Origin of the sequence: Streptomyces cavernae, from assembly GCF_004023625.1 — a bacterium.
Lineage (GTDB): Bacteria > Actinomycetota > Actinomycetes > Streptomycetales > Streptomycetaceae > Streptomyces > Streptomyces cavernae.
The window spans coordinates 43,498-68,064 of the sequence record NZ_RPDJ01000008.1; the positions used below are offsets into that span (position 1 = coordinate 43,498).

The 24,567-nt window shown below is 71.3% G+C and carries 25 protein-coding genes and 1 riboswitch; of the genes, 13 read left to right on the forward strand and 12 right to left on the reverse strand.

The window, feature by feature from the left end; genetic code table 11:
* Nucleotides 1-12 precede the first annotated feature (12 nt).
* Nucleotides 13-195, forward strand: a complete 183-nt coding sequence (locus EF387_RS20350; protein WP_128378028.1) for a hypothetical protein — start codon at nucleotides 13-15, stop codon at nucleotides 193-195.
* Between the two features lie 196 nt (nucleotides 196-391).
* Here EF387_RS20350 and EF387_RS20355 read toward each other — a convergent pair whose 3' ends face one another.
* Both EF387_RS20355 and EF387_RS20360 read right to left on the reverse strand, forming a co-directional pair.
* On the reverse strand, nucleotides 392-1,324 hold the full coding sequence (locus tag EF387_RS20355; RefSeq protein ID WP_128378029.1) for a hypothetical protein: 933 nt from the start codon (nucleotides 1,322-1,324) through the stop codon (nucleotides 392-394).
* A 114-nt stretch (nucleotides 1,325-1,438) separates the two neighbouring features.
* Nucleotides 1,439-1,741 (reverse strand): hypothetical protein, encoded by a 303-nt coding sequence (locus EF387_RS20360; protein ID WP_128378030.1) that lies wholly within the window; start codon nucleotides 1,739-1,741, stop codon nucleotides 1,439-1,441.
* Between the two features lie 94 nt (nucleotides 1,742-1,835).
* Here EF387_RS20360 and EF387_RS20365 point away from each other — a divergent pair, with 94 nt between their 5' ends.
* Nucleotides 1,836-2,750, forward strand: coding sequence for an oxygenase MpaB family protein (locus tag EF387_RS20365; protein ID WP_128378031.1), 915 nt, complete (start codon nucleotides 1,836-1,838; stop codon nucleotides 2,748-2,750).
* A 182-nt stretch (nucleotides 2,751-2,932) separates the two neighbouring features.
* Here EF387_RS20365 and EF387_RS20370 read toward each other — a convergent pair whose 3' ends face one another.
* Nucleotides 2,933-3,541, reverse strand: a complete 609-nt coding sequence (locus EF387_RS20370; RefSeq protein ID WP_202918323.1) for a class I SAM-dependent methyltransferase — start codon at nucleotides 3,539-3,541, stop codon at nucleotides 2,933-2,935.
* Between the two features lie 140 nt (nucleotides 3,542-3,681).
* Here EF387_RS20370 and EF387_RS20375 point away from each other — a divergent pair, with 140 nt between their 5' ends.
* The 5 genes from EF387_RS20375 to EF387_RS20395 all read left to right on the forward strand — a co-directional run bounded on the left by EF387_RS20375 (nucleotide 3,682) and on the right by EF387_RS20395 (nucleotide 8,927).
* Nucleotides 3,682-4,455 (forward strand): MHYT domain-containing protein, encoded by a 774-nt coding sequence (locus tag EF387_RS20375; protein WP_128378033.1) that lies wholly within the window; start codon nucleotides 3,682-3,684, stop codon nucleotides 4,453-4,455.
* Nucleotides 4,456-4,589: 134 nt separating this feature from the next.
* Nucleotides 4,590-7,244: a sensor histidine kinase gene (locus EF387_RS20380; RefSeq protein WP_128378034.1), complete on the forward strand. Its 2,655-nt coding sequence runs from the start codon at nucleotides 4,590-4,592 to the stop codon at nucleotides 7,242-7,244.
* Complete coding sequence (locus tag EF387_RS20385) at nucleotides 7,241-7,687, forward strand: roadblock/LC7 domain-containing protein (RefSeq protein ID WP_128378035.1); 447 nt, start codon at nucleotides 7,241-7,243, stop codon at nucleotides 7,685-7,687. Before EF387_RS20380 ends, EF387_RS20385 begins: the two co-directional genes overlap by 4 nt.
* Complete coding sequence (locus EF387_RS20390) at nucleotides 7,684-8,094, forward strand: DUF742 domain-containing protein (protein WP_128378036.1); 411 nt, start codon at nucleotides 7,684-7,686, stop codon at nucleotides 8,092-8,094. The genes EF387_RS20385 and EF387_RS20390 overlap by 4 nt, the downstream gene beginning before the upstream one ends.
* Before the next feature lie 227 nt (nucleotides 8,095-8,321).
* Complete coding sequence (locus tag EF387_RS20395) at nucleotides 8,322-8,927, forward strand: GTP-binding protein (RefSeq protein WP_128378037.1); 606 nt, start codon at nucleotides 8,322-8,324, stop codon at nucleotides 8,925-8,927.
* 34 nt (nucleotides 8,928-8,961) lie between these two features.
* Here EF387_RS20395 and EF387_RS20400 read toward each other — a convergent pair whose 3' ends face one another.
* On the reverse strand, nucleotides 8,962-9,390 hold the full coding sequence (locus EF387_RS20400; RefSeq protein WP_128378038.1) for a PPOX class F420-dependent oxidoreductase: 429 nt from the start codon (nucleotides 9,388-9,390) through the stop codon (nucleotides 8,962-8,964).
* A 122-nt stretch (nucleotides 9,391-9,512) separates the two neighbouring features.
* Here EF387_RS20400 and EF387_RS20405 point away from each other — a divergent pair, with 122 nt between their 5' ends.
* Together EF387_RS20405 and EF387_RS20410 are read left to right on the forward strand one after the other, a co-directional pair.
* A complete protein-coding gene (locus EF387_RS20405) occupies nucleotides 9,513-9,926 on the forward strand; it encodes a roadblock/LC7 domain-containing protein (RefSeq protein WP_128378039.1) in 414 nt (137 codons plus the stop codon).
* 118 nt (nucleotides 9,927-10,044) lie between these two features.
* A complete protein-coding gene (locus EF387_RS20410) occupies nucleotides 10,045-11,181 on the forward strand; it encodes a DUF6397 family protein (protein ID WP_128378040.1) in 1,137 nt (378 codons plus the stop codon).
* Between the two features lie 108 nt (nucleotides 11,182-11,289).
* Here the strand turns inward: EF387_RS20410 and EF387_RS20415 are convergent, their stop codons facing one another.
* The 4 genes from EF387_RS20415 to EF387_RS20430 all read right to left on the reverse strand — a co-directional run bounded on the left by EF387_RS20415 (nucleotide 11,290) and on the right by EF387_RS20430 (nucleotide 16,246).
* The gene (locus tag EF387_RS20415) at nucleotides 11,290-12,777 is read right to left on the reverse strand and encodes an APC family permease (protein WP_128378041.1); all 1,488 of its coding nucleotides are present in this window, start codon (nucleotides 12,775-12,777) and stop codon (nucleotides 11,290-11,292) included.
* 153 nt (nucleotides 12,778-12,930) lie between these two features.
* Nucleotides 12,931-14,586 (reverse strand): amidohydrolase, encoded by a 1,656-nt coding sequence (locus EF387_RS20420; RefSeq protein ID WP_128378042.1) that lies wholly within the window; start codon nucleotides 14,584-14,586, stop codon nucleotides 12,931-12,933.
* 278 nt (nucleotides 14,587-14,864) lie between these two features.
* On the reverse strand, nucleotides 14,865-15,704 hold the full coding sequence (locus tag EF387_RS47505; RefSeq protein WP_202918324.1) for a hypothetical protein: 840 nt from the start codon (nucleotides 15,702-15,704) through the stop codon (nucleotides 14,865-14,867).
* 197 nt (nucleotides 15,705-15,901) lie between these two features.
* Nucleotides 15,902-16,246 (reverse strand): hypothetical protein, encoded by a 345-nt coding sequence (locus EF387_RS20430; RefSeq protein WP_128378043.1) that lies wholly within the window; start codon nucleotides 16,244-16,246, stop codon nucleotides 15,902-15,904.
* A 202-nt stretch (nucleotides 16,247-16,448) separates the two neighbouring features.
* Between EF387_RS20430 and EF387_RS20435 the strand changes: the two genes are divergently transcribed.
* The 3 genes from EF387_RS20435 (at nucleotide 16,449) to EF387_RS20445 (ending at nucleotide 19,203) form a co-directional block, all read left to right on the forward strand.
* Nucleotides 16,449-17,345 (forward strand): phytanoyl-CoA dioxygenase family protein, encoded by an 897-nt coding sequence (locus EF387_RS20435; protein WP_202918325.1) that lies wholly within the window; start codon nucleotides 16,449-16,451, stop codon nucleotides 17,343-17,345.
* The gene (locus tag EF387_RS20440; RefSeq protein WP_128378044.1) at nucleotides 17,342-17,620 is read left to right on the forward strand and encodes a hypothetical protein; all 279 of its coding nucleotides are present in this window, start codon (nucleotides 17,342-17,344) and stop codon (nucleotides 17,618-17,620) included. Before EF387_RS20435 ends, EF387_RS20440 begins: the two co-directional genes overlap by 4 nt.
* A 192-nt stretch (nucleotides 17,621-17,812) precedes the next feature.
* Nucleotides 17,813-17,983: riboswitch (cyclic di-AMP (ydaO/yuaA leader) on the forward strand.
* A gap of 8 nt (nucleotides 17,984-17,991) precedes the next feature.
* Nucleotides 17,992-19,203 (forward strand): C40 family peptidase, encoded by a 1,212-nt coding sequence (locus EF387_RS20445; RefSeq protein WP_128378045.1) that lies wholly within the window; start codon nucleotides 17,992-17,994, stop codon nucleotides 19,201-19,203.
* Between the two features lie 37 nt (nucleotides 19,204-19,240).
* Here the strand turns inward: EF387_RS20445 and EF387_RS20450 are convergent, their stop codons facing one another.
* The 3 genes from EF387_RS20450 to EF387_RS20460 all read right to left on the reverse strand — a co-directional run bounded on the left by EF387_RS20450 (nucleotide 19,241) and on the right by EF387_RS20460 (nucleotide 23,016).
* A complete protein-coding gene (locus EF387_RS20450; protein ID WP_128378046.1) occupies nucleotides 19,241-19,531 on the reverse strand; it encodes a hypothetical protein in 291 nt (96 codons plus the stop codon).
* 64 nt (nucleotides 19,532-19,595) lie between these two features.
* Nucleotides 19,596-20,465, reverse strand: a complete 870-nt coding sequence (locus tag EF387_RS20455) for an acyl-CoA thioesterase (RefSeq protein ID WP_128378047.1) — start codon at nucleotides 20,463-20,465, stop codon at nucleotides 19,596-19,598.
* A 37-nt stretch (nucleotides 20,466-20,502) separates the two neighbouring features.
* Nucleotides 20,503-23,016, reverse strand: a complete 2,514-nt coding sequence (locus tag EF387_RS20460) for a DEAD/DEAH box helicase (RefSeq protein WP_162467175.1) — start codon at nucleotides 23,014-23,016, stop codon at nucleotides 20,503-20,505.
* A gap of 152 nt (nucleotides 23,017-23,168) precedes the next feature.
* Here EF387_RS20460 and EF387_RS20465 point away from each other — a divergent pair, with 152 nt between their 5' ends.
* A complete protein-coding gene (locus EF387_RS20465; RefSeq protein ID WP_128378048.1) occupies nucleotides 23,169-23,963 on the forward strand; it encodes a metal-dependent hydrolase in 795 nt (264 codons plus the stop codon).
* Nucleotides 23,964-24,087: 124 nt separating this feature from the next.
* Here EF387_RS20465 and EF387_RS20470 read toward each other — a convergent pair whose 3' ends face one another.
* Entirely contained in the window at nucleotides 24,088-24,558 is a 471-nt protein-coding gene (locus tag EF387_RS20470) for a DUF5709 domain-containing protein (RefSeq protein WP_128378049.1), read from the reverse strand.
* Nucleotides 24,559-24,567: the final 9 nt, after the last annotated feature.

The following is a 24,567-nucleotide window of genomic DNA, read 5'->3' on the forward strand; positions in this document are numbered from 1 at the left end:
GAGGCGACGCAGATGTCGAAGAACCAGAAGATCGCCGTAGGGGGAGCGGCGGTCGGACTGCTCCTGTTGATCTGGCTGCCCTGGTGGGCCGCCCTCCTCATAGTCCTCGGAGTGCCCGCCGCGGCCTATCTGACCCTCGACCCCTCGCAGCGGCGCAGGCTGCGCCGGGTCACCCGCAAGGAGATCGGCCGCTGAGGCCGGCGGCGCCCCGCGCCTGATCCCGCCGGGCACCCGGCCGGCGGGATCAGGCGGTCGCCGTGGCCTGGCGCCCCGACAGGCGACGTTCGCCCCGTCGCGACGCCCGGCACGCTCCGCCAAGCTCTTCTCGCAGGGGGACCTTTATGGCGCCGCTCCTCAACGGGCAAACGTTGCCTGCCTGTCGGGGCACTGGTCAGAGGGGGCGCACCGCTATTTTGTCGAGCGCCGCCAGCAGCCCCGGAAGCTCCGGTCCGCGGCCCACCGGCAGCACCTCACCGGGCTCCTCGTCGAGGAGGACGAACGCGATGTCGTCGGTCCTGGCCACCATCGACCAGCCGGGACCGTCGGCCCGCAGGGTGCGCGCGTCGCCCGGCGCGAACGACGAGCGGATCCGGCCCAGGGGCGGCGGGGTCTCCAGGTACGCGCGCACCTCCGCGAGTACCCGACGGATGCCGCCGTGCCCGGTGCCCCCACCGGCGCCCGGGCCGTCCGCCGACTCCGAGCCGCGGTGCTCGGCCGCCGCCTCGCCTGCGCCCGGTGATCCGGACCCGTCCGGGGCGTCACCATCGGCACCGGGCCCGCCCGGGCCCTCGGCGTCGGCGGATCCTCCGCCGGGGGACAGGAAGGCGTCGTCGTCGATCTGTTCGCGCCAGCTGGCCCACTGCAGCGCGATCTCGTCGGCGCCCAGCCTGCGCTGCGCCGGACCCCAGGCGCTGGTGTCCGGGGGACGCAGCGGCGGACGGTCCGAGATCTCGGGCGCCGGGTCGTGCGGTGCGGGCACCCCCGGCGCGGCGACCGCCAGCTCCAGCGGCCACCCCGGCAGCGCCGCCACCATGCTGCGGTCGTCCGGAGACAGGTCGTACTCCATACCGCAGTCCCAGGACGCGATGGCGACGGCCACGAGCGAGACGTCGTCGATCACGACCGTCCACCGCGCGCCCTCGCCGTCCTGACCGAGCACCAGGCCGTACCCGTCGGGGTGGGGCGCGAGGTCGAGCGCCGCGCACGCCTCCGGATAGTCGTCGCCCAGCACGCTGGGGAACTGCGCGGGCGTCAACAGTACCGCCGTCAGTACGAACAGCGCGTCGTCCTCGGCGGCGACGGGCGTCTCGTCCGTCTCGGCCATCCCGGCCTCCCCACTTGTTACTCGTCCGTCGGCGCACCATAGTGGGCGGCCGAGCCGATTGTCACGGGGCCGCCGTGCACCCCGGGCCCCACCGGCCCGCCCACCCGTCCGCCCTCAGGCCGCGGGCAGCCCGAGTAACGCGCGCGCCACCATTCGCGGCGACTCGTTCCGCTCCCGGGCGAGGGCCATCACCGCACGGCACGCCAGCTCGTTGACCCCGAAGGACAGCGCCTCCGGCGAGACCCACGCCGCGGCCTCCTCGATCCGCTCCCGATCGTCCTCCGCGCACGCCGACACGTAGTCGGCGGCCGCTTCGAACAGGTTGTGCGTACGCTTCCGAGGACGCGCCGGCTTCACCTCGCGGGGCTCTTCCGCCGCAGCCCGAGCGAGCCAGAACTTGCGCAGTCTGCCGAACATACGGTCCGCCTTCCCCCAACACGGTTCGCTGATCGTTCATCTGCCGCTACTCAACGTAGAGTTGAAGCTCCGACGGCAGAAGGGGGACAACCCGGTGAAGCGCTACGAGAGGCTCGCGCGGATCAGGCGGCTCGACCCGGTGAAGGACGCCCCGGAGATCTACCGGCTCTCCGCCGCGTACGAGTTCCCCTGGGACTACACCCGCGCTCTCGAGCTGGCGCTCTACCGTACGTACGCCGTGCCCAGCATCGGCCGTCTGCTCGCCGAGACCGCCGAACTCACCGACCGCACACAGAAGCGCTACGACGACACCTCGCTGCTGCTCGACACCGTCGTCGAGCACGGCTTCGACAGCGACCAGGGCCGCACGGCGATCCGCCGCATCAACCAGATGCACCGCAGCTACGACATCAGCAACGACGACATGCGCTACGTGCTGTCCACCTTCGTGGTGATGCCCCGGCGCTGGATCGACACCTACGGCTGGCGCAGGCTGTCCCGGCACGAGATCGTCGCATCGAGCGTCTACTACCGCACGCTGGGCCGGCACATGGGCATCCGGGACATCCCCGAGAGCTACGAGGAGTTCGAAGCCCTGCTCGACGGCTACGAGAAGGCCCACTTCGCATGGGACGAGGGGGCACGCCGAGTCTCGGACGCGACCCTCGGTCTCATGACCTCCTGGTACCCGCGGCCCCTCGCCCCGCTGCTGCGCGCCACGACCGTCGCACTGCTCGACGAGCCGTTGCTGCGCGCCTTCCGCTACGAGCCGCCCGCAGCCGCCACCCGCACCCTGGTCCGCCGCGCGGTACGGGCCCGCGGCCGGTTCGTACGCCTGCTGCCGCCGCGCCGCGCCCCGCACTTCGCACGCCAGAACTGGGAGATCAAGGGGTACCCCGACGGATACCGGGTGTCCGAACTCGGCACCACGCCCGTGCCCGGCGTCCTTGGCTGTCCGGTGCGGCCGGCTGCCGCGAGTGAACCGGACGCGCCTTCGTCCGCGGAGTGAATCGGGTGCGCTTTCGTCCGCGGAGTGAATCGGGTGCGCTTTCGTCCGCGGAGTGAACCGGGTGCGCTTTCGTCCGCGGAGTGAACCAGGAACGCTTTCCTCCGCGGTGTGAACCGGGTGCGCCTTCGTCCGCGGAGTGAACCGGGCACATCTCCGTCCGCGGAGGGAGTTGGCCCGAGGCCTCACGCCTCGCGCACCGCGCGGGCGAGGAAACGCTCGTCCTCGTCGACGTACGAGATCATGCGCCACCCGGAACGGGCGAGCAGCGGGCCCAGGTTGCCCTCCGCGCGCAGGTCCTCCGGGGTGAGCCGCCGACCCTGGCGGGCGGCCAGCGCCGCGCGCCCGACGGGGTGGAACAGCGCCAGCGTCCCCTCGGGCCGCACCACCCGCGCGAGTTCGCGCAGATTCGCGGCCGGGTCCGGCAGATGCGCGATGAGGCCGGCGGCGAAGACCGCGTCCAGCGACTCGGTGCGCAACGGCAGCGCGGCGACATCGGCGAGCACCAGCCCGCCGTCGCGGTCCCGTCCCGCCCGGACGGCGGCCTCCAGCATGGCCGGGGTCAGATCCACCCCCAGCACGACCCCGGAGGGCCCCACTGCCTCCCTGAGCGGCGGCAGGGCCCGCCCCGTGCCGCAGCCCGCGTCGAGCACTCGGCCCCCCGCGCGCAGACCCAACTCGGCGACCGCGGCCGCGTAGACGGGTGCGTCGTCGGGGAAGCGCGCGTCCCAGTCGGCCGCGCGTGCCGTGAAGAACTCCTGGACGTGGGTGTGGTCGTCGCTCATGCTCCGCATGATTCCGCATCGGAGTCACGCGACGCAGTGCACAGGTTCGGGCAGGACCCGATCGTTCCAGGACCACACCCGACCGATACCAACGGTTTTCGAAAGGCGCCCCCGTTGCGCGCCCCCACCGGGACTAGCGTCCGTGGGCCATGGGACACCTGGAGCACGCCGCGTTCGGCTGGCTGACCCCCGTGCTGTCGTACGCGATGGCCTGCATCGGCGCCGCCCTCGGGCTGCGCTGCACCGTCCGGGCGCTCGACACCACGGGACCCGCGCGCCGCAACTGGCTGCTCACCGCGGCCTCCGCGATCGGCACCGGCATCTGGACCATGCACTTCGTGGCCATGCTCGGCTTCGCCGCCACCGGCACCGAGATCCGCTACGACGTGCCGCTGACCGTCCTCAGTCTGGTCGTCGCCATGGTGGTAGTCGGTGCCGGGGTGTTCGCCGTCGGCTACGGACCCGACCGCGGACGCGCCCTAGTCCTCGGCGGGCTCACCACCGGGCTCGGTGTGGCGAGCATGCACTACCTGGGCATGGCGGCCCTGCGGCTGCACGGCACCGTGTCCTACGACCCGCTCCTCGTGGGCCTCTCCGTGGTGATCGCCGTGGTCGCGGCGACCGCGGCCCTGTGGGCGGCGCTCAACATCAAGTCACCCGTCGCGGTCACCCTCGCGTCACTCGTCATGGGAGGGGCGGTGAGCAGCATGCACTACACCGGCATGATCGCGGTGAGCGTGCGTGTCACACCGTCCGCGGCGGAGCTTCCCGGGGCCACGGCGATGCAGTTCGTCTTCCCCCTCGCCGTCGGCCTGGGCTCCTACCTCTTCCTGACGTCGGCGTTCGTCGCGCTCTCCCCGACGGCGGGCGAGCGCGCGGCCACCGCTTCGGCCCAGCGTCCGGTCGAGAGCGCCGCCCTCTAGCCGAGAGTCCCGCCCTTCGTGCCCCAGGTCGAGAACCACCGCCCGGGCCGAGAGTCCCGCCCCCGGTCGAGAACCACCGTCCTGGCCAGGAGCGCCGACCGCCGGACGCCCAGACCCCTGCGAACGAGGAAGCCATGCGAACACCGCGGAGAACCCCGAGGGAAGACGGCAGGAAACCCACGGCCGAGACTCCGCCACCCGTCCGCGGGCGGCGGGCGCACGCCGGACCGCCGGCCGAGGAGTACGCCGACCCGGACGGCGCCGACGGCACGGGACACGGAGCAGACCCCACGCGCGCGGGGGCTCTGCGCGGACTGCGCCCCCGCACCGTGCGAGCCAAGGTCGTCTGCCTGTTGATGGTGCCCGTCGTCTCCTTGCTGGCCCTCTGGGCGTACGCGACGGTCAGCACCGCTCAGGACGTCGCACGACTGCGGCAGTCGCAGCGCGTCGACCGGGAGGTGCGGTCCCCGGTCGCCGCCGCCGTCGCCGGACTGCAGGCCGAGCGTGTCGCCGCGGTGCGCTACTCGACCGCCCCCACCAGCGGGCGCCGCAGCGACCTCATGAAACTCGCCGGGCGGACCGACCGCGCCGTGGCGAAACTGCGGCTCGGGGACCACAACACCGTCGCCGACGGCTTCGACCTCCCCACGGACGTCTCCGAACGGCTCACCGCCTTCGTCTCCGGAGCCGGGCAACTGCGCGCCCTGCGGACCGCCGTACTCGAACACCGCGCCGGATGGGACGAGGCGTACGGGCAGTACACCAGCACCATCGACACCGCCTTCGCCGTCGGCGGCGCTCTCACCGGCGTTCAGGACGCCGAACTCGGCTCCGACGCGCGCGTGCTGCTCGAATTCTCCCGGGCAGGGGAAGCCCTGGCCCGCGAGAACGCCCTGCTCGCCGGTGCCCGCCTGGCAGGCACCCTCGAAGGGGAACGGCTCAGGCGGTTCATCGGCGCCGTCGAAATACGGCGCGCGCTGACCGACTCCGCCGTCGCCGATCTGCGCGGCCCCGAACACACCGCCTGGCAGCAACTCGCGCGGGAGAAGGCCTACACCGGTATAGGCGCGGTCGAGGACAGGGTGCTGGCGGCGCGCCCCGGCCGCAGGGCCGTCGCCGCAGCTCCCGAATCCGCCTGGAACGACGCCTACGCGCGCGTGCAGGACGGCATGCGCGCCATCGAGTCCGGCGCGGGACGCGACGCAGCCGACCGGGCGGACCCGTTCACGCGCGGTCTGCTCACCCCGGCCGGAGCCGCCGTCCTCCTCGGCCTCGCGGCCGTCGCCGCCTCACTCGTGATCTCGGTGCGCATCGGACGCGGCCTTGTGGTCGAGCTGGTGATCCTGCGCAACGGAGCCCTGGAGATCGCCCGCCGCAAACTCCCCGATGCCATACGGAGACTTCGTGCCGGAGAGGACATCGACGTGGCTGCCGAGGCCCCGCACGGACCGCCCGCAGAGGACGAGACCGGGCAGGTCGCGGAGGCCCTCGGCACCGTGCACCGCGCGGCACTGCACGCCGCCGTCGAACGCGCGGAACTGGGCCGCGGCATCTCCGGGGTGTTCGTCAACCTCGCCCGCCGCAGTCAGGTACTGGTACACCGTCAGCTCAACCTGCTGGACACCATGGAGCGCCGCTCCGAGGACCCGAACGAGCTCGGCGACCTCTTCCGCCTCGACCACCTCACCACCCGGATGCGGCGCCACGCCGAGAGCCTGATCATCCTCTCCGGAGCCGCCCCCGGCCGGGCCTGGCGCATGCCCGTCCCGCTGATCAGCGTTGTACGAGCGGCCGTCTCCGAGATCGAGGACTACGCGCGCGTGGAGGTACGACAGCTGCCCGACGCCTCCGTGGCGGGCGCCGCGGTCGCCGACCTCACCCACCTCCTCGCCGAACTCGTGGAGAACGCCACCCAGTTCTCACCACCCCACACCAGGGTGCGCGTGACGGGCGAACCGGTCGGCAACGGCTACGTCCTGGAAGTCGAGGACCGGGGCCTCGGCATGGGCAAGGAAGCCATCGCAGCCGCCAACGGCCGCATCGAGCAGTCCGAGGCGCTCGACCTGTTCGACAGCGACCGGCTCGGCCTGTTCGTGGTCAGCAGACTCGCCGCCCGCCACCACATCAAGGTGCACCTGAAGACGTCACCGTACGGAGGCACCACCGCGGTCGTCCTGCTGCCCATCGCGCTCCTGCACGACACGCCGGAACGTTCCGCTCCGGAAGCGGCGCCCGGACCCGCCGGGCCACCTCAGGACGCGCGGGTGCCCGCTGCCATGCGGGAGGAAGCGGACGCGGGCTCTGCCGGGACACCGGACGCACGCCCCGCCGGCACGGGCCCCGGCCGCGCGAGCGAGCCGACGCACTCGGGCGGCCTGAGCGAGCCGACGGACTCGGGCCGCGCGAGCGAGCCGACGCACTCGGTCGGCCCGCCCGTCGCACGGCCGGTCCTCGTGCTCCCCGCCGAGGGCGCCGAGGCAGCCGGAGTCACCGCTCTGCGGCGCCGACGACCCACGGTGAGGACCGAGGGTGACGACGAACTGCCGCGCCGTGTGCGTCAGGCGAGCCTCGCCCCGCAACTGCGTGACCAGCGCCCCGACGCCGCATCGACCACGGCGGACGACGGGCGCACCCCCGAACTCGTACGCGCCCGGATGACCGCCTACCGGGACGGCTGGGCGCGCGGCGGGGGACGGGCACCCGGCCGCTCCGGCACCACCGCCGACGGCAGTGGCAGCAGTGAAAGTGAAGCCGACGGCACCTACAGCAGTGAAGGAGACCTCGCATGATCCACGAACCGGGCCCGAGGACCGCCGCCCTACGCTCGGGTGAACTCGACTGGCTGCTGGACGACCTGGTGGTGCGCATCGGCGACGTACGGCACGCCGTCGTGCTGTCCGAGGACGGGCTCGCCGTGGGCGCGTCCAGCGGCCTCCGGCGTGAGGACGCGGAACACCTGGCGGCCGTGGCCTCCGGGTTCCACAGCCTGGCCAAGGGAGCGGGCCGCCACTTCGGCGCCGGGGGAGTGCGCCAGACCATGGTGGAGATGGACGACGGCTTCCTGTTCGTGGTGGCGGCGGGCGACGGCTCCTGTCTCGCCGTCCTCAGCAATGTGACCGTGGACATCGGCCTGGTGGCGTACGAGATGGCGCTGCTGGTCAAGCGGGTCGGCGAACACCTTCACGCACCGGCCAGGGCCGCCGCCGGGCCGCAGGCCGCCCGACCGTCATGACCGAGAACGGGGGCGCCCTGCGGGATCAGGGCAGCCGATGGTACGACGGCGAGGCCGGGCCCCTGATCCGCCCGTACGCGCTGACGGGCGGACGCACCCGGCCACGGCCGAGCGGAGTGCACCTCGACCTGATCGCGCTCGTCAGCCTTCACCGGGACGCCTCCATGGTCCACGGCGACTTCAGGCTCGGCCCGGAACACCGGGCGCTCGTCGAACTCTGCCGCGGCGAGACCCAGTCGCTCGCCGAACTCGCCGCGGGCACCGACCTGCCTGTCGGCGTGGTCAGGGTGCTGATCGGCGACCTCCTGGAACGGGGCTGCGTCACGGCCAGCCGGCCGGTGCCACCCGCCCAACTGCCCGACGAGCGAGTCCTGAGCGAGGTGATCGCGGGACTGAAGGCCCTGTAGCCGACGGACCGGATTGTGCACCCAACCGCGCAACGAGCGGACGAGAGCCGGAAACAACGGTCAATTAACGCTTCAAGTCCCCACGAGCGAGCCGCAGTTGCCATGATGGCTCACTCCGCACGGATGTCACCCGCACAGACAGTCACCCACACAGACAGTCACGCGCGCGGACTCGCGCGCGGACGTACCGACTTCGACCGCAGTCGCATTCCCGAGAGAAGTGATCGATGGTCTCCGAGCACCCCGACACCACGGACGACGATACGACCGCCCTGGCGCTGAAGATATTGGTCGCCGGCGGATTCGGCGTCGGCAAGACCACCCTGGTCGGCGCGGTCAGTGAGATAAAGCCGCTGCGCACCGAGGAACTGCTGAGCGAGGCAGGTCAGTCGGTGGACGACACGGAGGGCGTCGATCACAAGGTCACCACCACCGTCGCGATGGACTTCGGCCGCATCACCATCAGGTCCGGGCTGTCGCTCTACCTCTTCGGCACACCCGGACAGGACCGGTTCTGGTTCCTGTGGGACGAACTCTCCCAGGGCGCCCTCGGAGCCGTGGTCCTCGCCGACACCCGCAGGCTGGAGGACTGCTTTCCCGCGGTGGACTACTTCGAGCACCGTCACATCCCGTTCGTCGTGGCGGTCAACTGCTTCACAGGCGCCCGCGCCTACGGGGCGCAGGACGTATCGCGCGCCCTCGACCTCGACCAGGGCACACCCGTGGTGCTCTGCGACGCACGGGACCGCGACTCCGGCAAGGAGGTCCTGATCCGGCTCGTCGAGTACGCCGGGCGCATGCACACCGCCCGGCTGCTGAACTCCGTCGGCTGATGTTCCGGGTCCTGGGCGCGGCCGACCGGCCGTCTCAGCCGGCGACCGCGGAGTACGCCAGCACCGTGTCGATGCGCACGCGCACGAGGAGTTCGCCGGGCACGCCGTTGCGGGCGCCGAACTCCTCGGCCCGTTCCTCGCCCATGTAGCGGGCCCCGATCCGGGTCGCCCAGTGCCGCACCTCGTCCAGGTCCTCCGAGAGCTCCGCGCGCCCCTGCACCACGACGAAGTCGAAGGGCGGCCGGTCGTCGTCCACACAGAGGGCGACCCGGCCGTCGCGGGCCAGGTTGCGGCCCTTGACGGTCTCCTTGCCGGTGTTGAAGACGATGTAGTCACCGTCGAGCAGGAACCAGACGGGCGCCACATGTGGACCTCCGTCCGCCCGGACGGAGGAGAGCTTGCCGGTACGGGTGCCGTGTGAGACGAAGGTGCGCCATTCGTCATCGGTCATCTTGTGTGCCATGTACCCATCCTGCTTGCCCGGACGGCCGACCGTGGGGAAGGCTGACGGATCGGGACCTCCGCTCAGGAGGAAACGGATCGGGACCTCCGGCCAGGAGGGGAACGGATCGGAGAAGTCGGACCATGGCGGAGAACACGGAACTCGGCTGGTTGCTGGACGATTTGACGGAACGCGTCGAACACGTCCGGCACGCGCTGGTGCTGTCCAGCGACGGTCTGGTCACGGGGGCGAGCAAGGGCCTGCAGCGTGAGGACGCCGAGCACCTCGCCGCCGTCTCGTCCGGACTGCACAGCCTGGCCAAGGGATCGGGCCGGCACTTCGGCGCTGGGCAGGTCCGCCAGACCATGGTCGAGTTCGACGACGCGGTGCTGTTCGTCACGGCCGCGGGCGCCGGCAGCTGTCTGTGCGTGCTCAGCACGGCCGAAGCCGACATCGGTCAGGTCGCCTACGAGATGACCCTGCTGGTCAACCGTGTCGGCGAACATCTCGCGGTGGACGCGCGCAGCCCCGAGCACATGCCGCGTACGGAGCCCTGACCTGCGCGGAAGCACGCAGACGCCGAGTTGTCCACAGGCTCGTCACGGTGGGTGACAGAAGCGCTACGGTTTTTCCCGAAGCAAACGACCGCAAGAACACTGCACGGGGGAGACCACCATGTCCGGCCGCACCGTCACACCGTCCACCACCACCCAGGCACCTTCCGTGACGCCGAGTCGCGCGGCACGGGAACTGGGGCTGAAGCGCGTCGAGTTCGACCTCGCTGTGGGACTGGGACGCATCCGCACCGTTCCCGGTGAAGGGGGAGCCCGCCGGGTCGCCCGCGCGGAGATCGAGCGGGTGCGCACCGAGGACGGCTTCCCGGATTCGCTCCGCGAGCGCGTCAAGACCGTGGGCACCACGGAAGGCGCCGGGATCCTGGAGGTACCGAGCGCCCGGTTCACCAGGCTCGCCCGCCTGGGACGCATCGTTCCGGTGACCTTCTACCTGAACCGCTACAGAGCCGTCGTCTGGCTTTATCTTGCCGAGGAGCTACGGCAGTTCGCCGCCGCGGAGACCAACACGGGGCTGCTGAAGGGCCGGACGGCCGAGGAACAGCGCCGTCTGCTGGAGGCGGGCCTCGATCTGCGGCCCCGCAACTGGCGAGGGCGGCACCTGGGATTCCTGCTGCGACAGGCCGACGACCCCTGGGTACGGGCTGCCGCCGTGGCCTCCTTCCTCGACCCGGTCCAGGTCGCGGAGATCGTCCCCGACGCGTACGAACGCACCCACCTCAACCGTTTCCGGCCGCCGCGGACCGGCCACGGAGCACCCGACTCGCCCGCCGCCCTTCTCGCCGCGGCGCTGACCACGGCCGACGATCCGGACGAGATCAACTGGTTGAGGGCAGACCTTCGCCAGGAGATGGCGGCCGCGCGCGACCACTGGCCGGCACCACGTCCGGCGGCGGACCCCACGCCACTTCCGGGGGCGGACCCGGCGCTATTTTTGGTGGCAGCCCCTACGCCACGGACCGCACGGCCGCCCCGCATCGCCCGGCGACCTCGCGTCACCCCGCCGTCCCACGTCGACCGGCCGTCCTGCGTAGCCCCGCCTGCCCGGATCGACCGGCCGTCACGCGTGGCCCCGCCGCCCCCCGTCGCCTCGCCGCCCCCCGTCGCCTCGCCGTCCCGCGTCGCCCGGCCGCCCCGCAGTGCCCCGCCACCTCATACCGTGCCGTTCCCGAACGACGGGCAGGCGCCGTCGGAGCGGTCGCGTGGGCTGCTCGGCTGGCTCCGGCGCGGAAACCCCTGACCGGAGACGGTCCCCGTCGCCCGTGCCGGCCGGGCGACGGGGACCGTCGGGGGCTCGCTGGGGGCCGTCGGAAGACGGGCAGGGGGCGCGGGAGGACCGTCGCGTGTGTCAGGCGGCGTCGACGTCGGTCGTTGCCAGCCGGGCGTAGACGTCGGGCCGGCGGCGGCGCATCCGAACGGCGAGGACCACACCGGTCAGGAAGACGGCTGGGGTGAGGGCCACCAGCGACCAGTTGACGGCCGGAGCGGCCGCGGTGAACAGGTCCAGCCGCGCGCACACCAGCCCCATGGTCACGGTGAGCAGGACCGCCGCGACGGCGGGCGCGACCAGGGTGCGCAGGCGCCCCTCACCGCGTGTGGCCGGGTTGCGGCGGAAGAAGAACACGACGGCGCAGGCCGACAGCGTCTGCAGAGCGAGGATGCCTACCACTCCCGGAGTGTTCACCCACAGCAGGAACTGGTTGTAGGGGTCGGCGCCGATCGCGACGAAGACGGTGACGACCACCGCGGCCAGCAGGCTCTGGGCGATGCCCGCGGTCCAGGGCGAGCCGTGCCGGGGATGGATTCGGCCCAGGCCGGCGGGAAGGGTGTGCTCGGCGGCGAGGACGTGGACGTAGCGGGTGATGGCGTTGTGGAAGGCGAGCAGGGCGGCCAGCAAGCTGGTGACGATGAGGATGCGCTGCAGGTCGGCGGCCCAGCCGCCGACATAGCGGGTCATCGCGGTGAAGAACATCTCGGCCGGGTTCTGCGCCGCTGCCCCCACGGCCTGGCCGCTGCCGAAGGCCTGCACGATGACCCACGCGACGAAGGTATAGAAGAGGCCGAGGAAGCCGATGGCCACGTAGGTGGCCCGGGGCACGGTGCGGTCGGGTTCGCGGGCCTCCTCGCGGTAGATGGCGGTGGCCTCGAAGCCGATGAAGGCGGCGACGGCGAGACCGAGCGGAGCGCTCATCTTGGAGGTGAAGACGTTGCCGGGGGAGAAGGAGTCCAGGCTCAGACCGCTCGCGCCGCCCTTGACGAGGATCGCGCCGGCGAGCAGCAGGAGGATGGCGGTCTCGGCGATCAGCAGCGCGGCGAGGACCTTGGCGCCGAGGTTGATGGACCGGAACCCGAGGAACCACACGACGACGATTCCGGCGAACGCGTACACCGGCCAGGGCAGGTCGAGGCCGAGAAGATCGTTCGCCGTGGTGGCGGCGAAGAAGCCGAAGGCCCCGAAGATGCCGATCTGCAAGGCGTTGTAGGAGAACACCGCGAGCAGTGCGGCGCCGAGCCCGGCCGGACGGCCCAGGCCCCGGGCGATGTAGGAGTAGAAGGCGCCGGCGTTGCGGATGTAAGGCGTCATCGCGGTGAATCCGACCGCGAACAGGCACAGCAGAACACCGACGGCCAGATAGGCGACCGGGGCACCGATGCCGCCGAAGAGGATCGCGAGCGGGGCGATACCGGCCATCACGGTGAGTGGGGCGGCCGCCGCCACAACGAAGAACACGATGTCGGCGAGGCCGAGAGTGCCGCGCTGCAGGTGCGGGCTCGCGTCGGGTCCGGTCGCCGAAGAGGGTTGCCGGGGAGCGATGGGGACGAGGGGTTCGGTCATGGAGGTCTCCGCGTGGTGGTGTGCTGCCTGTGGTGCTGTGGTGGGAGGGAGCGGGTTGTCCCGGGGCACGCGGGCCGGTCCGTGACGACGATGTGCGTCCGATTGTGTCTGACTACGTCCGATGGCTACGTAGGTCCGACATGTGACGTACGTCTATCGTCTCCCGGCACGCGAGTGGTCAGGGACGCCGGCGCCGTGGGTGCGGCGGCCGGCGAGCCAGGTGCCCAGGACGGGCAGGTGGGCCAGGTCACCGGGTGCGGTCGTGACCGGGTCGGCCGCGAGATGCACCAGGTCGGCGCGCATTCCGGGGTGCAGGACGCCCCATTCCTTCTCCTCGAACGCCTGGTGGGCGCAGCCGGCGGAGTAGGCGGCGAGAGCGGTCGCGGTGTCGATCCGCTCCTCGGGCAGCCAGCCGTCCTCGGGGGTTCCCTCGGGTGTCTGGCGGGTGACTGCGGTGGCGATGCCCCGCAGTGGTTCGTGGGCGGTGACCGGCCAGTCGCTGCCGAAGGCGACACGGGCACCGGAGGTGAGCAGGGTGGCGATCTGGTACTGCCGCCGGCCGCGCTCGGGGCCGATCCGCGGCAGGATGAGTTCGCTCATCAGGGGGTCGCACTGGGCCCACAGCGGCTGAAGGTTGGCGATCACCCCCAGTGCGGCGAAGCGGGGCAGGTCCGCTGGATCGATCAGTTCGGCGTGGGCGATGACGGGGCGGCGGTCGCGGAGGCCGTTGGTGCGGGCGGCCGTCTCGACGGCGTCCAGGGCGGCACGGATCCCGCCGTCGCCGATCGCGTGGATGTGCGGCCGGAATCCCAGGGCGTCGACGGCGGTGACGGCCTCGGCGAGTTCCTCGGGCGTCCAGGTGGCGATGCCGTGCGAGTGCGGGCAGTCGGTGTAGGGCTCCAGCAGGGAGGCGGTGCCGGACTCGATGACGCCGTCGGCGAAGAACTTCACGCTGCGTGCGGTGAGCAGTCCTGGCGCGCCGCTCTCCACGCGCCGGCGGTCGGCGGTGAACCGGGCGATGCGCTCGCGCCAGCCGTCGGGTTCCAGGATGAAGCAGAGGTCGGCGCGGACCGGCAGTCCCGGCCCGGTGGTCGCGGCGGTGACCCAGACGTCGGCGTGGTGCGGCGCCACCCAGGCGTCCTGCACCCAGGTGATGCCCGCGGCGGCGAACCGGGCGGCGGCCTCGCGCAGGGCGTCGACATGTGCTTCCGGGGACGGAGTCGGGATGAGGTCGAGGACGGGGTCGAGGGCGCCGAACTCGCGCAGGGTTCCCAGCGGTTCGGTGGAGCCGGCCCGGCGCACGATCTCGCCGCCGACGGGGTCCGGGGTGGTGGCCGAGTACCCGGCCCTGCGCAGGGCTTCGCCGTTCACCCAGGCCGTGTGGTGATCGGAGGTGCGCAGGGCCACGGGACGGTCCGGGACGGCGGTGTCGAGCCACTGTGCGTCGAACCGGCCGTCGGGGGCCAGCCAGGGGTCGAAGCCGTCCCCCGTGATCCACTCGGCCTCCGGGTGTTCGTCGGCCCATCGCCGTACGGCCGCGACGATCTGGTCGGTGGAGGTGCACTCCCGGACGGGCACGCCGCGCAGTCCCAGCCCGCCCATCACCGGGTGTGCGTGCCCGTCGCCGAAGGAGGGCAGCAGGACCCCGCCCGCCAGGTCGACCACGGTCGTGCGGGCCCCGCGGGCGGCGAGCGCCGCAGTGCCCAGCGCGGCGATCCGGCCACCGGTGACGGCGAGGGCGTCGTGGACGGGAGCGTCCGCGTTCCCGGTCCGGACGGTCCCCCCGGTGAAGACGATGTCGGCATGCATGGCGTGTGGCGATGCCCTTCCCTGACCCGAGCGGCTGACGAACACCAAATTGAATGGCATTCGGTTTCCGGCAATGTAGGCGTCGCCCGTACGGTCGGGGAAGGTTTGCCCGAAAGGCATTCAATAACGGTTCAGTAACGGCCCTAGGTAGGGGTGGGGCACGGCACGCCGCGGAGTGCCGTTCGCTTCAGCGGGATGTTCCCCCGCGCCGCAGGCCCCCTGCCGAGGTCATGCCTCCGGTCGGCAGCACCGAGGAGACCGGTTTTCGGGGCCCGTCCTCAGGTGTCCGTGCCGTTCAGGAGTCCGGCATAGTCACGGGCCTGCTTGGAGGCGTTGCGGTGCCAGTCGGCCTGTGTGCGGTGCTCCTCCGCCAGGGGGGACTCGGCGGTGACGAGCTGGTCGTAGACGTCGGCTATCTCCTCGTGCACCGCCGCGATGGCGAGCCGGTTGGCGCGCACGGCGTCTGCGTGCCCGCGGTGGGCGGCGATCACCGCGAGGGGATTGCCGTCGACCGACGGCCCGGCCGCGGGACCCTGGGCGTGCAGCGCTCCGTACTCGTCGTTCAGCCGCGTCGCCCGCGCGTCCAGGTCCGTACGGCGGGCGTGCAGGGCGGAGCCGCGCGTGCGGAGGCTGGCCTCGTACGCGTGGGAGCCGGGGAAACGGACCGCGTCCAGGCCCGACGTGATGGCGTGCGGCCGGTCCGGCCGCAACGTCGCGTACCGGGCATCGGCTTCCGCCGCCACTTCGAGCGTCTTCAGGTCCGGCGGCAGCGCGCTCCGGCCGATGGCCGCCCAGGCGTGCACGTCGCCGTACCACTTCTCGTGGGCGGACTGCCGGGTGATGCCGGCGGCCTCGCCGATCTGGAACCACGTGGTGCCGCGCTCGCGCTCGGCGACCACGGCCTCACGGACCACGTCCTCGACCCGGCGCTGCAGACGAAGGGCGGTACGGAGCAGATCACCCGGCGCGGGCTCCGGCGCCACCGGCACGGCATCGAGGACGGCGTCGGCCAGTTGACGGAGGGTCAGGGCCAGCGCGATGCGCGACTCATCGCGCGGGGACAGCCTGTGCGGCTCGGATGCGGCCGGAGTGGAGGAGGCGTCTGCGGCGTCGGTCATGCCGTCAGGCTATCCCTGACGGTCCGGGACAGGGAGAAGGAAGTCCGGCACCGGCCAAGGGAGCGCCCCGGGCAACGTAGTGATCATCGTCGTTCCACCGGACTGACCCCGGCCGAGAGCCCCGTGGAAAGCCCTTTGCGGGGCGGCACATGAGGCACCACGCCGTGTCCGGCGTCGTCCCCGGCCCGGGCAGGGGCTCAGTTCCCCGTACCGGAGAACCGCCGCGCGAGATCGCGATGCCTGTCAGCGGCCGGCTTTGCCTGGGCGGCGCCGATGGCCGAGCCGGGCATGCTGCTCAGGCGTTCGACCTGCTCCGCGAAGCGGAGGTGCTCGACCCGCGCGTGCTCACGGCAGGCGAGGCAGGTGACACGTTCCGGACGCGCGGAGGTCATGGCACGGGGCACCCGCAGTCCGCATCCCGTGGTCACGACGCTCGGCAGATCTCCGGCCAGACCGAACGTGGCCGCCAGCACGTTGCGGACATCGGCACCGCCGTTGACCACCTTCGACTCGACATGGATATGCGGATCCGTCCCGCCCATGCGTCCTCCCCGCCCGGCGACTGGACCGGCCGGCTCCCGGCCGGCCGCCGACTGGAACACGAGTCTGCCAGGCATCCCGACGACTGGGACACGAGTCTGCCGGGCATCCCCCAGCACCGGCGCCCCAGGATGGTGAGAAATCACCAGTAGTGAGTGAACCGGGCCCACGCACCGGCCGGTGCCGCCGCCTACCGTCGGAGCCATGACGAACACCAGTCCGCCTCTGCTGAGTTCACGGCAGATGGCACACTTCGTGGCCCATGGTTCACTGCGCCTGGACGGGATCGTCCCTCCGGAGATGAACGAGGAGGCGCTCTCCTTCCTGGCCGCCGGAGTACCCGGCATCCCGTTCGGAACTCCGGTGCCCGACGCCTACCCGGAGGGTTCCCTCCCGCGTCGTCTTCTCGGCATCCCGCAGGTGGAGGGCGCGTTGCGCAGCCTCGTGGGACCGGATCCGCTCGTCGACCACCACGCCGTCCACATCCGTGAGCCCAAGGAGGGCAGCGCTCAGCCGCTGCACGCGGACGCGATCATCGATGTGCGCGGCCGTGCCTTCGACGTGCAGCTCATGTACTACCCGCAGGACGTGACGCTGGAGATGGGCGGCACGCTGAGCGTGCCCGGCAGCCATCTGCGGCGCGTCAACGAGACCGACACCGGCCGCTACCAGAACCTCCTGGGTCAGAGCCGACTCGTCTGCCCCGCGGGCACGGTGGTGTTCCTGCACCACGGACTGTGGCACGGCGGCAGGCGCAACGACAGCGACACCGTGCGGTACATGTTCAAGATCCGCTTCAACCCGACCGTACGCCAGCAACTCCTGTGGGACACCTCGGACCTGCACTCGCCGGAGGTCCACGAGGAACTGACCCGTACCTTCCCCTGGTACGAACAGGCCACCGGCCGCCTGGAGATCTACAACCGGGCGTTGATGTGGCGCTTCCTGACCGGCGACGCCCGGTTCGACCTCGACCACTGGGTGACCCGCGTGACCAACGAGCCCACCACCGCGGCCCCTTCCACTCCCACTCCCACCTCCACTCCCAGTTCCCCTTCCACCGCCAACGCCACAACCGAGTTCGAACGAGGAAACGCATGAGCACCCGCCAGCAGGTTCTCGCCCTCTACCTGGGCACCTCCGCCCTCGACGCCAAGGTGGTCGGCTGGGCCCGGTATGACGGCACCGGCCGCACGACCCCGACCACCGGGGACAGCGACGAACCCCCCTACGTCACCGGCCTGGACGCCCTGCTCGACGGCTGGCGCCTCATCCAGGCCTCACCGATGCTGCCGCCCTTCCCCGGCCACGAGTACGACGTGTCCTTCCTCAAGCACGAGTTCCTCTTCGAGAAACTCGTCGACACCCGCATTTGAGGTCGTGGCTGCGACGGCTCCACCTCACCCCGCAGGACCCTGAACCGACCCGGGAGCCGGGCCTGGCTCGGCTCCACCGGCTCGGCACGAAGATGTATCGGGCATATCGAACATCAACCTTCACAAGGGCCACATGCATTGGCTAGCGTGCCAAGCGGACCGCTCGCCTCCACCGACGAACACCGCCGGGCCGAGCGGCCTCCGCCGAGTCCGGTGCGCCCCCGCGGCAGCCGGAGCCGGGGACCCACCGACCTTGGGGTGAATCGGCCCAACGCCCTTCGGGGCAGGGCCGTAGGGCACACCTTCCACAGCCGTTCCGCCCGAACCCGACAGCTAACTCGGTAGGCGGATGACGGAAGGAGTCGCCTCTCTTGGCGTCGCACCGCAAAGAGCGGACCACCATCAGTGGTGTCGCCGGCATCCGGACCCCAGCACTCGCCACGGCGGCCGTGACCTCCGTGGCCCTGCTCGCCCAGACAGCGGGCGCCACCCCGTCGGCCGAGCCGAAGCCCAGCATCGAGGAGGTGCAGAAGGAGGTCGACGACCTCTACCACCAGGCCGAGTCGGCCACCGAGAAGTACAACGCGGCCAAGGAGCGCACCGCCGAGCAGCAGGAACGCGTGGACCGCCTGCTCGACGACCTGGCGAAGCGCACGCAGAGACTCAACGAAGCCCGCGAGGAACTGGGCATGTTCGCCGCCGCCCAGTACCGCACGGGATCCTCGGCCTCCGACACGGCCACCTTCCTGCTGTCCGACGACACACAGGGCTACTTCGACAACAAGCAGTTGATGAGCCGTCTGACCGCCCGCCAGAGACAGGCCGTCGACGACTACCGGGCACAGCAGGCTCGGACCGCGAAGAAACGCGAGGAGGCGGCCGAGAGTCTCGAGGCCCTCCACGAGTCCCAGAGCGATCTGCGGACCAGCAAGGCCACCGTGCAACAAAAGCTCAGCGACGCACGGGAACTGCTCTCGAAGCTGACCGCGGAGGAGAAGGCGCGGCTGGCGGCGATCGAGAAGCAACGACAGGAGGAGGCCAGGCGCAAGGCGGAGGAACTGGCACGCCGGCAGGCCGAGGAGGAGGCCAGGCGCCAGGCCGAGGAGGCGGCGCGGCAGGAAGCGGCCTCGACCGCGGACTCCGGTTCGGCGGCCGACTCAGGCTCGGCGAGCGACTCCGGCTCCGCCTCGGGGACGGGCGCGGACTCGGGGAGCACGAGCGACACCTCCTACGCCACCAAGGCCGACAAAGCTCTCGCCTTCGCCCGCGCACAGATCGGCAAACCGTACGTCTGGGGTGCCACCGGACCGGAGTCCTACGACTGCTCCGGCCTCACCCAGGCCGCCTGGAAGGCCGCCGGGGTCACCCTGCCGCGCACCACATGGGACCAGGTCGACGCGGGCACCACGGTCCCGCTCGCCGATGCCCGGCCCGGCGACCTGGTCTTCTTCTACGACGACATCAGCCACGTCGGCATCTACATCGGCGAGGGCAAGATGATCCACGCCCCGAAGCCGGGGGAGTACGTCCGAGAGGAGTCGATCTACTACATGCCGATCCACAGCGTGGTGCGGCCGGCATAGCGCGACGCATCGGCGCCGCGCTCTTGTGCGGGCAGGATCAGCGGGCGAGATTGCGGGCGTCGTCCGGGTCGTCCTCCCGCTCGACGAGACCGCGGGGTCGGGTGGGCCGGTACGCGGTCCAGCTGCTCGCCACGCGCAAGGTGACCGTCGTGGCACCGGTACCGCCGACGACGTGGAACGGCTCACCGCCCTCGGGGCCACGACCGTCGTGGACTACACCGCCGGTTCCATAGCGGACCAGGTGCGCGACGCCCACCCCGACGGCGACGACGCGCTGGTCAACCGGGTCGGCTACACCGCCGCCGAGGTCCCGCTGGACACGGTCCACAGGGGCGGCACGGCAGCGACCACCTCCCAGGGCGGACCCCGAGCGGCATCGGTGGAAGAGCGGATCAGCCCAGCTTCCGGAACAGCCCCTCCTGCACCACGGACACCACCAACTGCCCATCCCGGTCGTAGATGCGACCCCGGGCCAGGCCCCGACCGCCCACCGCGATGGGGGACTCCTGGTCGTACAGCAGCCATTCGTCGGCGCGGAACGGCCGGTGGAACCACATCGCGTGGTCCAGGGAGGCCATGTCGAAGCCTCGCGGCCCCCACAGCGGTTCGACCGGGATGCGGACCGCGTCCAGCAGGGTCATGTCGCTGGCGTAGGTGAGCGCACAGGTGTGGACCAACGGGTCGTCGCCCAGCGGACCCACCGCACGCATCCAGACCGCGCTGCGCGGCTCGGCGCCCTGGAGTTCGTCGGGCGTCCAGCGCAGCCGGTCGACGTAGCGGAGGTCGAAGGGCTGACGCCGGGCCATGCGCTCGAACTGCTCGGGGAGGCTGCCCAGATGGGCCCGGATCTCGTCCGTGACCGTCGGCAGCGCCTCGGGGTCGGGAACCGTGCGGGCCGGCGGCAGCTGGTGCTCGAAGCTGCCCTCCTCCGGCTTGTGGAAGGACGCGGTGAGGTTGAAGATCGTGCGGCCCTGCTGCACGGCGGTGACGCGACGCGTGGTGAACGAGCGTCCGTCCCGGACCCGTTCGACCTGGTACACGATCGGCACGCCCGGTCGGCCCGGGCGCAGGAAGTACGCGTGCAACGAGTGCACCGGCCGGTCCCCGTCGGTCGTCCGGCCGGCCGCGACCAGCGCCTGGCCCGCGACCTGGCCGCCGAAGACCCGCTGCAGGGACTCCTGCGGACTGCGCCCGCGGAAGATGTTGACCTCGATCTGCTCCAGGTCGAGCAGATCGACGAGCCGCTCCGCCGGGTTCGTCATGGCTGATTCTCTCCTCTGCTGGGAAGCCGACCGATGCTCACAGCTGACCGACCTCGGTGACCCGGACCACGGCGCGGCCCTCGGCGTCGGAGGCCGCCAGGTCGATCTCCGCGCTGATGCCCCAGTCGTGGTCTCCGTTCGGGTCGGCGAAAGCCTGCCGCACCCGCCACAGACCGTGCTGCGGCTCCTCCTCGATCATCAGCAGCCGTGGGCCGCGCGCGTCGGGACCGGTGCCGAGCTCGTCGTACTCGTCCCAGTACTTGTCCATCGCCTCGCCCCACGCCTCGGCGTCCCAGCCCGACTCCGCGTCCATCTCGCCGAGTTCGCCGATCTGGTCGAGCGCGGCGAGTTCGACCCGGCGGAACATCGCGTTGCGGACCAGCACCCGGAATGCGCGGGCGTTGGAGGTGACCGGCTTGACCTGGTCGGCCTTCTCCTGGGCCTCCTCGGCCGTCATCTCCTCCGGGTTGGCGAGCTGCTCCCACTCGTCGAGGAGGCTGGAGTCGACCTGGCGCACCATCTCGCCGAGCCAGGCGATCAGGTCCTCCAGGTCGTCGGACTTGAGGTCGTCCGGGACGGTGTGTTCAAGGGCCTTGTAAGCGCTGGCCAGGTAGCGCAGCACGATGCCCTCCGTGCGGGCGAGCTCGTAGAAGGACACGAACTCGGTGAACGACATCGCCCGTTCGTACATGTCACGGATCACGGACTTCGGCGACAGGGGATGGTCGCCGACCCAGGGGTGGCTCTTGCGGTAGGTGTTGTAGGCGTGGGAGAGCAACTCCTCCAGCGGCTTGGGGTAGGAGACGTCCTGGAGCCGCTCCATCCGCTCCTCGTACTCGACACCGTCCGCCTTCATCGCCGCGACCGCCTCGCCGCGTGCCTTGTTCTGCTGGGCGGCGAGGATCTGCCGGGGGTCGTCCAGCGTCGACTCGACGACGGACACCATGTCCAGCGCGTACGAGGGTGATTCGGGGTCCAGCAGCTCGAACGCGGCCAGCGCGAACGTGGACAGCGGCTGGTTGAGCGCGAAGTCCTGCTGGAGGTCGACGGTCAGCCGCATCGTCCGGCCGGTGGCGTCCGGCTGGTCGAGCTTCTCGACGATGCCGCCGTCGAGGAGCGACCGGTAGATCGCGATCGCCCGCCGGATGTGCCGCAACTGCTGTTTGCGCGGCTCGTGGTTGTCCTCCAGCAGGTGCCGCATGGCCTCGAACGGATCGCCGGGCCGGGCGATCACCGACAGCAGCATCGCGTGCGTGACCCGGAACCGGGAGCTGAGCGGCTCGGGTTCGGAGGCGATGAGCTTCTCGTAGGTGTTCTCCGTCCAGCCCACGAAACCCTCGGGGGCCTTCTTGCGGACCACCTTGCGGCGCTTCTTCGGATCGTCGCCCGCCTTGGCGAGTGCCTTCTCGTTCTCGATGACGTGCTCGGGCGCCTGCGCGACCACCAGCCCGGCCGTGTCGAACCCGGCCCGTCCGGCGCGGCCCGCGATCTGGTGGAACTCCCGCGCGCGCAGCGTCCGTACACGGCTGCCGTCGTACTTCGTCAGGGCCGTGAACAGCACCGTGCGGATGGGGACGTTGACGCCCACGCCGAGCGTGTCCGTGCCGCAGATGACCTTCAGCAGCCCCGCCTGGGCCAGCTTCTCCACCAGCCGCCGGTACTTGGGCAGCATGCCCGCGTGGTGGACGCCGATGCCGTGGCGCACATAACGGGAGAGGTTGCGGCCGAACTTGGTGGTGAAGCGGAAGTTGCCGATCAGCTCGGCGATCTGGTCCTTCTCCTCGCGCGAGCACATGTTGATGCTCATCAGCGCCTGCGCCCGCTCCACGGCCTGCGCCTGGGTGAAGTGCACGATGTAGACCGGGGCCTGCCGGGTCTCCAGCAGTTCGGTGAGCGTCTCCGTCAGCGGGGTCAGCCGGTACTCGTAGGACAGCGGCACCGGCCGTGTCGCCGAGCGGACCACGGCGGTGGGGCGGCCCGTGCGGCGGGTGAGGTCCTTCTCGAACATCGAGACGTCGCCGAGGGTCGCCGACATCAGGACGAACTGCGCCTGCGGCAGTTCGAGGATGGGGATCTGCCAGGCCCAGCCGCGGTCGCCCTCCGCGTAGAAGTGGAACTCGTCCATCACGACCTGGCCGACGTCCGCCTGCTTCCCGTCGCGCAGGGCGATGGAGGCGAGGACCTCGGCGGTGCAGCAGATCACGGGGGCGTCGGCGTTGACGGAGGCGTCGCCGGTGAGCATGCCCACGTTCTCGGTGCCGAAGAGCTTGCACAGCTCGAAGAACTTCTCCGAGACCAGTGCCTTGATGGGGGCGGTGTAGAAGGTGACCTCGTCACGGGCCAGTGCCGCGAAGTGCGCACCCGCCGCGATCATGCTCTTGCCGGAGCCGGTGGGCGTCGAAACGATCACGTTCGCACCCGAAACCACTTCGATGAGCGCCTCCTCCTGATGGGGATAGAGGGTGAGACCGCGTTCCCCGGCCCACGACTCGAAGGCTTCGTAGAGGGCGTCGGGATCTGCGGTCTGCGGCAACTGATCGATAAGGGTCACATCCCCATCTTGCCTGTCCTGCCGCCCGATGGGGGAATCGCCTGCTGGTACGAAGATCGCAAACGCTACGCTGTGGCGCCGACGGAGCGTCAAGGCCCCGACGGACGGGGCGGCCAGGCAGAGGTTCGGGAAGAACGGGGCGGGACACGGCCATGATGGGACCAGCACACTCACTCTCGGGAGCCGCGGCCTGGCTCGGCGTCGGCGCGGCGGCCGCCGCCACGGGCCACACGATGCCCTGGCCGGTGCTCGTGACCGGCGCGCTGATCTGCGCCGGTGCGGCACTCGCCCCGGACCTGGACCACAAGGCGGCCACCATCTCGCGGTCCTTCGGCCCCCTGTCCCGATGGGTCTGCGAGATCGTCGACAAGCTCTCCTACGCCGTCTACAAGGCGACGAAGAAGCAGGGCGACCCACGTCGTTCCGGCGGTCACCGCACGCTGACGCACACCTGGCTGTGGGCGGTACTGCTCGGCGCGGGCACCGCGGCCGCGGCGATCACCGGGGGACGCTGGGCGGTCCTCGGCATCCTCTTCGTGCACATCGTGCTCGCGATCGAGGGGCTGCTGTGGCGGGCGACCCGTGGCTCCAGCGCCGACGTCCTGGTCTGGCTGCTGGCCGCGACCAGCTCCTGGATCCTGGCGGGCGTGCTGGACGAACCGGGCAACGGCTCGGACTGGCTGTTCACCGCGCCGGGGCAGGAGTACCTGTGGCTGGGGCTGCCGATCGTGCTCGGGGCGCTGGTCCACGACATCGGGGACGCGCTCACGGTCTCCGGCTGCCCGATCCTCTGGCCGATACCCATCGGCCGCAAGCGCTGGTACCCGGTGGGCCCGCCCAAGGCCATGCGGTTCCGGGCCGGCAGCTGGGTCGAGCTGAGGGTGCTGATGCCCGCGTTCATGCTGCTCGGTGGAGTGGGGTGCGCGGCGGCGCTCAACGTGATCTGAGCGCCGGGAACGCGTGGGTCGAGCGGGTCAAGCGGACGCGCGGCGCCGTCTCACCCGCATACGCGCGGCAGGGTCTCACCCGTATACGCGCGGCACGGTCCCGCCTGTAAAACGCGGCGCCTTCTCACCCGTACACGGTGTCGTCGTCGACGATGTGCACCGCGGCCTCCTCCGCCGACGCCGCGGCCCCGTCGATGCCGATGTCGGTGGCGACCAGCCCGCTCTCGTCGTCCTCGCGGGTGCCCTCGTCGGGGGCGACCAGACGGCCCGAGCGCAGATGGCCCACCTCGTCGTCCAGGAGCTCACCGTCGGTGTCCTGGCAGTCGCCCATGCCGTCCCCGTTGGGCGCCTGGAGGTCGGGCAGCTCCTCGGCGAGGCGTTCGTCGAGGGTCTCGCCGCGCAGGCGCTCCGCCGCGGTCACCCCCAGGTGTTCCACTGCCCACGGCCGTTCCGGCGGCGACCAGCCCCGGTCGAGGGGGTCGGCGACACCGTCGGAATCCAGGGTGTCGGAGGAATCCAGCAGCCCCGCGTCGTCCTGCACCTCGGATCCGTCGGGCTGGTAGACGTCGTCCCCCCAGCCCTCGCCGCTGTCCACGTCAAACCT

What these genes read in the sequence shown, in the direction of transcription:
- EF387_RS20350 (WP_128378028.1), top strand. Translation starts at nt 13, where the DNA reads ATGTCGAAGAACCAGAAGATCGCCGTAGGGGGAGCGGCGGTCGGACTG.
- EF387_RS20355 (WP_128378029.1), bottom strand. Translation starts at nt 1,324, where the DNA reads ATGGCCGAGACGGACGAGACGCCCGTCGCCGCCGAGGACGACGCGCTG.
- EF387_RS20360 (WP_128378030.1), bottom strand. Translation starts at nt 1,741, where the DNA reads ATGTTCGGCAGACTGCGCAAGTTCTGGCTCGCTCGGGCTGCGGCGGAA.
- EF387_RS20370 (WP_202918323.1), bottom strand. Translation starts at nt 3,541, where the DNA reads ATGCGGAGCATGAGCGACGACCACACCCACGTCCAGGAGTTCTTCACG.
- EF387_RS20375 (WP_128378033.1), top strand. Translation starts at nt 3,682, where the DNA reads ATGGGACACCTGGAGCACGCCGCGTTCGGCTGGCTGACCCCCGTGCTG.
- EF387_RS20380 (WP_128378034.1), top strand. Translation starts at nt 4,590, where the DNA reads ATGCGAACACCGCGGAGAACCCCGAGGGAAGACGGCAGGAAACCCACG.
- EF387_RS20385 (WP_128378035.1), top strand. Translation starts at nt 7,241, where the DNA reads ATGATCCACGAACCGGGCCCGAGGACCGCCGCCCTACGCTCGGGTGAA.
- EF387_RS20390 (WP_128378036.1), top strand. Translation starts at nt 7,684, where the DNA reads ATGACCGAGAACGGGGGCGCCCTGCGGGATCAGGGCAGCCGATGGTAC.
- EF387_RS20395 (WP_128378037.1), top strand. Translation starts at nt 8,322, where the DNA reads ATGGTCTCCGAGCACCCCGACACCACGGACGACGATACGACCGCCCTG.
- EF387_RS20400 (WP_128378038.1), bottom strand. Translation starts at nt 9,390, where the DNA reads ATGGCACACAAGATGACCGATGACGAATGGCGCACCTTCGTCTCACAC.
- EF387_RS20405 (WP_128378039.1), top strand. Translation starts at nt 9,513, where the DNA reads ATGGCGGAGAACACGGAACTCGGCTGGTTGCTGGACGATTTGACGGAA.
- EF387_RS20410 (WP_128378040.1), top strand. Translation starts at nt 10,045, where the DNA reads ATGTCCGGCCGCACCGTCACACCGTCCACCACCACCCAGGCACCTTCC.
- EF387_RS20415 (WP_128378041.1), bottom strand. Translation starts at nt 12,777, where the DNA reads ATGACCGAACCCCTCGTCCCCATCGCTCCCCGGCAACCCTCTTCGGCG.
- EF387_RS20420 (WP_128378042.1), bottom strand. Translation starts at nt 14,586, where the DNA reads ATGCATGCCGACATCGTCTTCACCGGGGGGACCGTCCGGACCGGGAAC.
- EF387_RS47505 (WP_202918324.1), bottom strand. Translation starts at nt 15,704, where the DNA reads ATGACCGACGCCGCAGACGCCTCCTCCACTCCGGCCGCATCCGAGCCG.
- EF387_RS20430 (WP_128378043.1), bottom strand. Translation starts at nt 16,246, where the DNA reads ATGGGCGGGACGGATCCGCATATCCATGTCGAGTCGAAGGTGGTCAAC.
- EF387_RS20435 (WP_202918325.1), top strand. Translation starts at nt 16,449, where the DNA reads ATGACGAACACCAGTCCGCCTCTGCTGAGTTCACGGCAGATGGCACAC.
- EF387_RS20440 (WP_128378044.1), top strand. Translation starts at nt 17,342, where the DNA reads ATGAGCACCCGCCAGCAGGTTCTCGCCCTCTACCTGGGCACCTCCGCC.
- EF387_RS20455 (WP_128378047.1), bottom strand. Translation starts at nt 20,465, where the DNA reads ATGACGAACCCGGCGGAGCGGCTCGTCGATCTGCTCGACCTGGAGCAG.
- EF387_RS20465 (WP_128378048.1), top strand. Translation starts at nt 23,169, where the DNA reads ATGATGGGACCAGCACACTCACTCTCGGGAGCCGCGGCCTGGCTCGGC.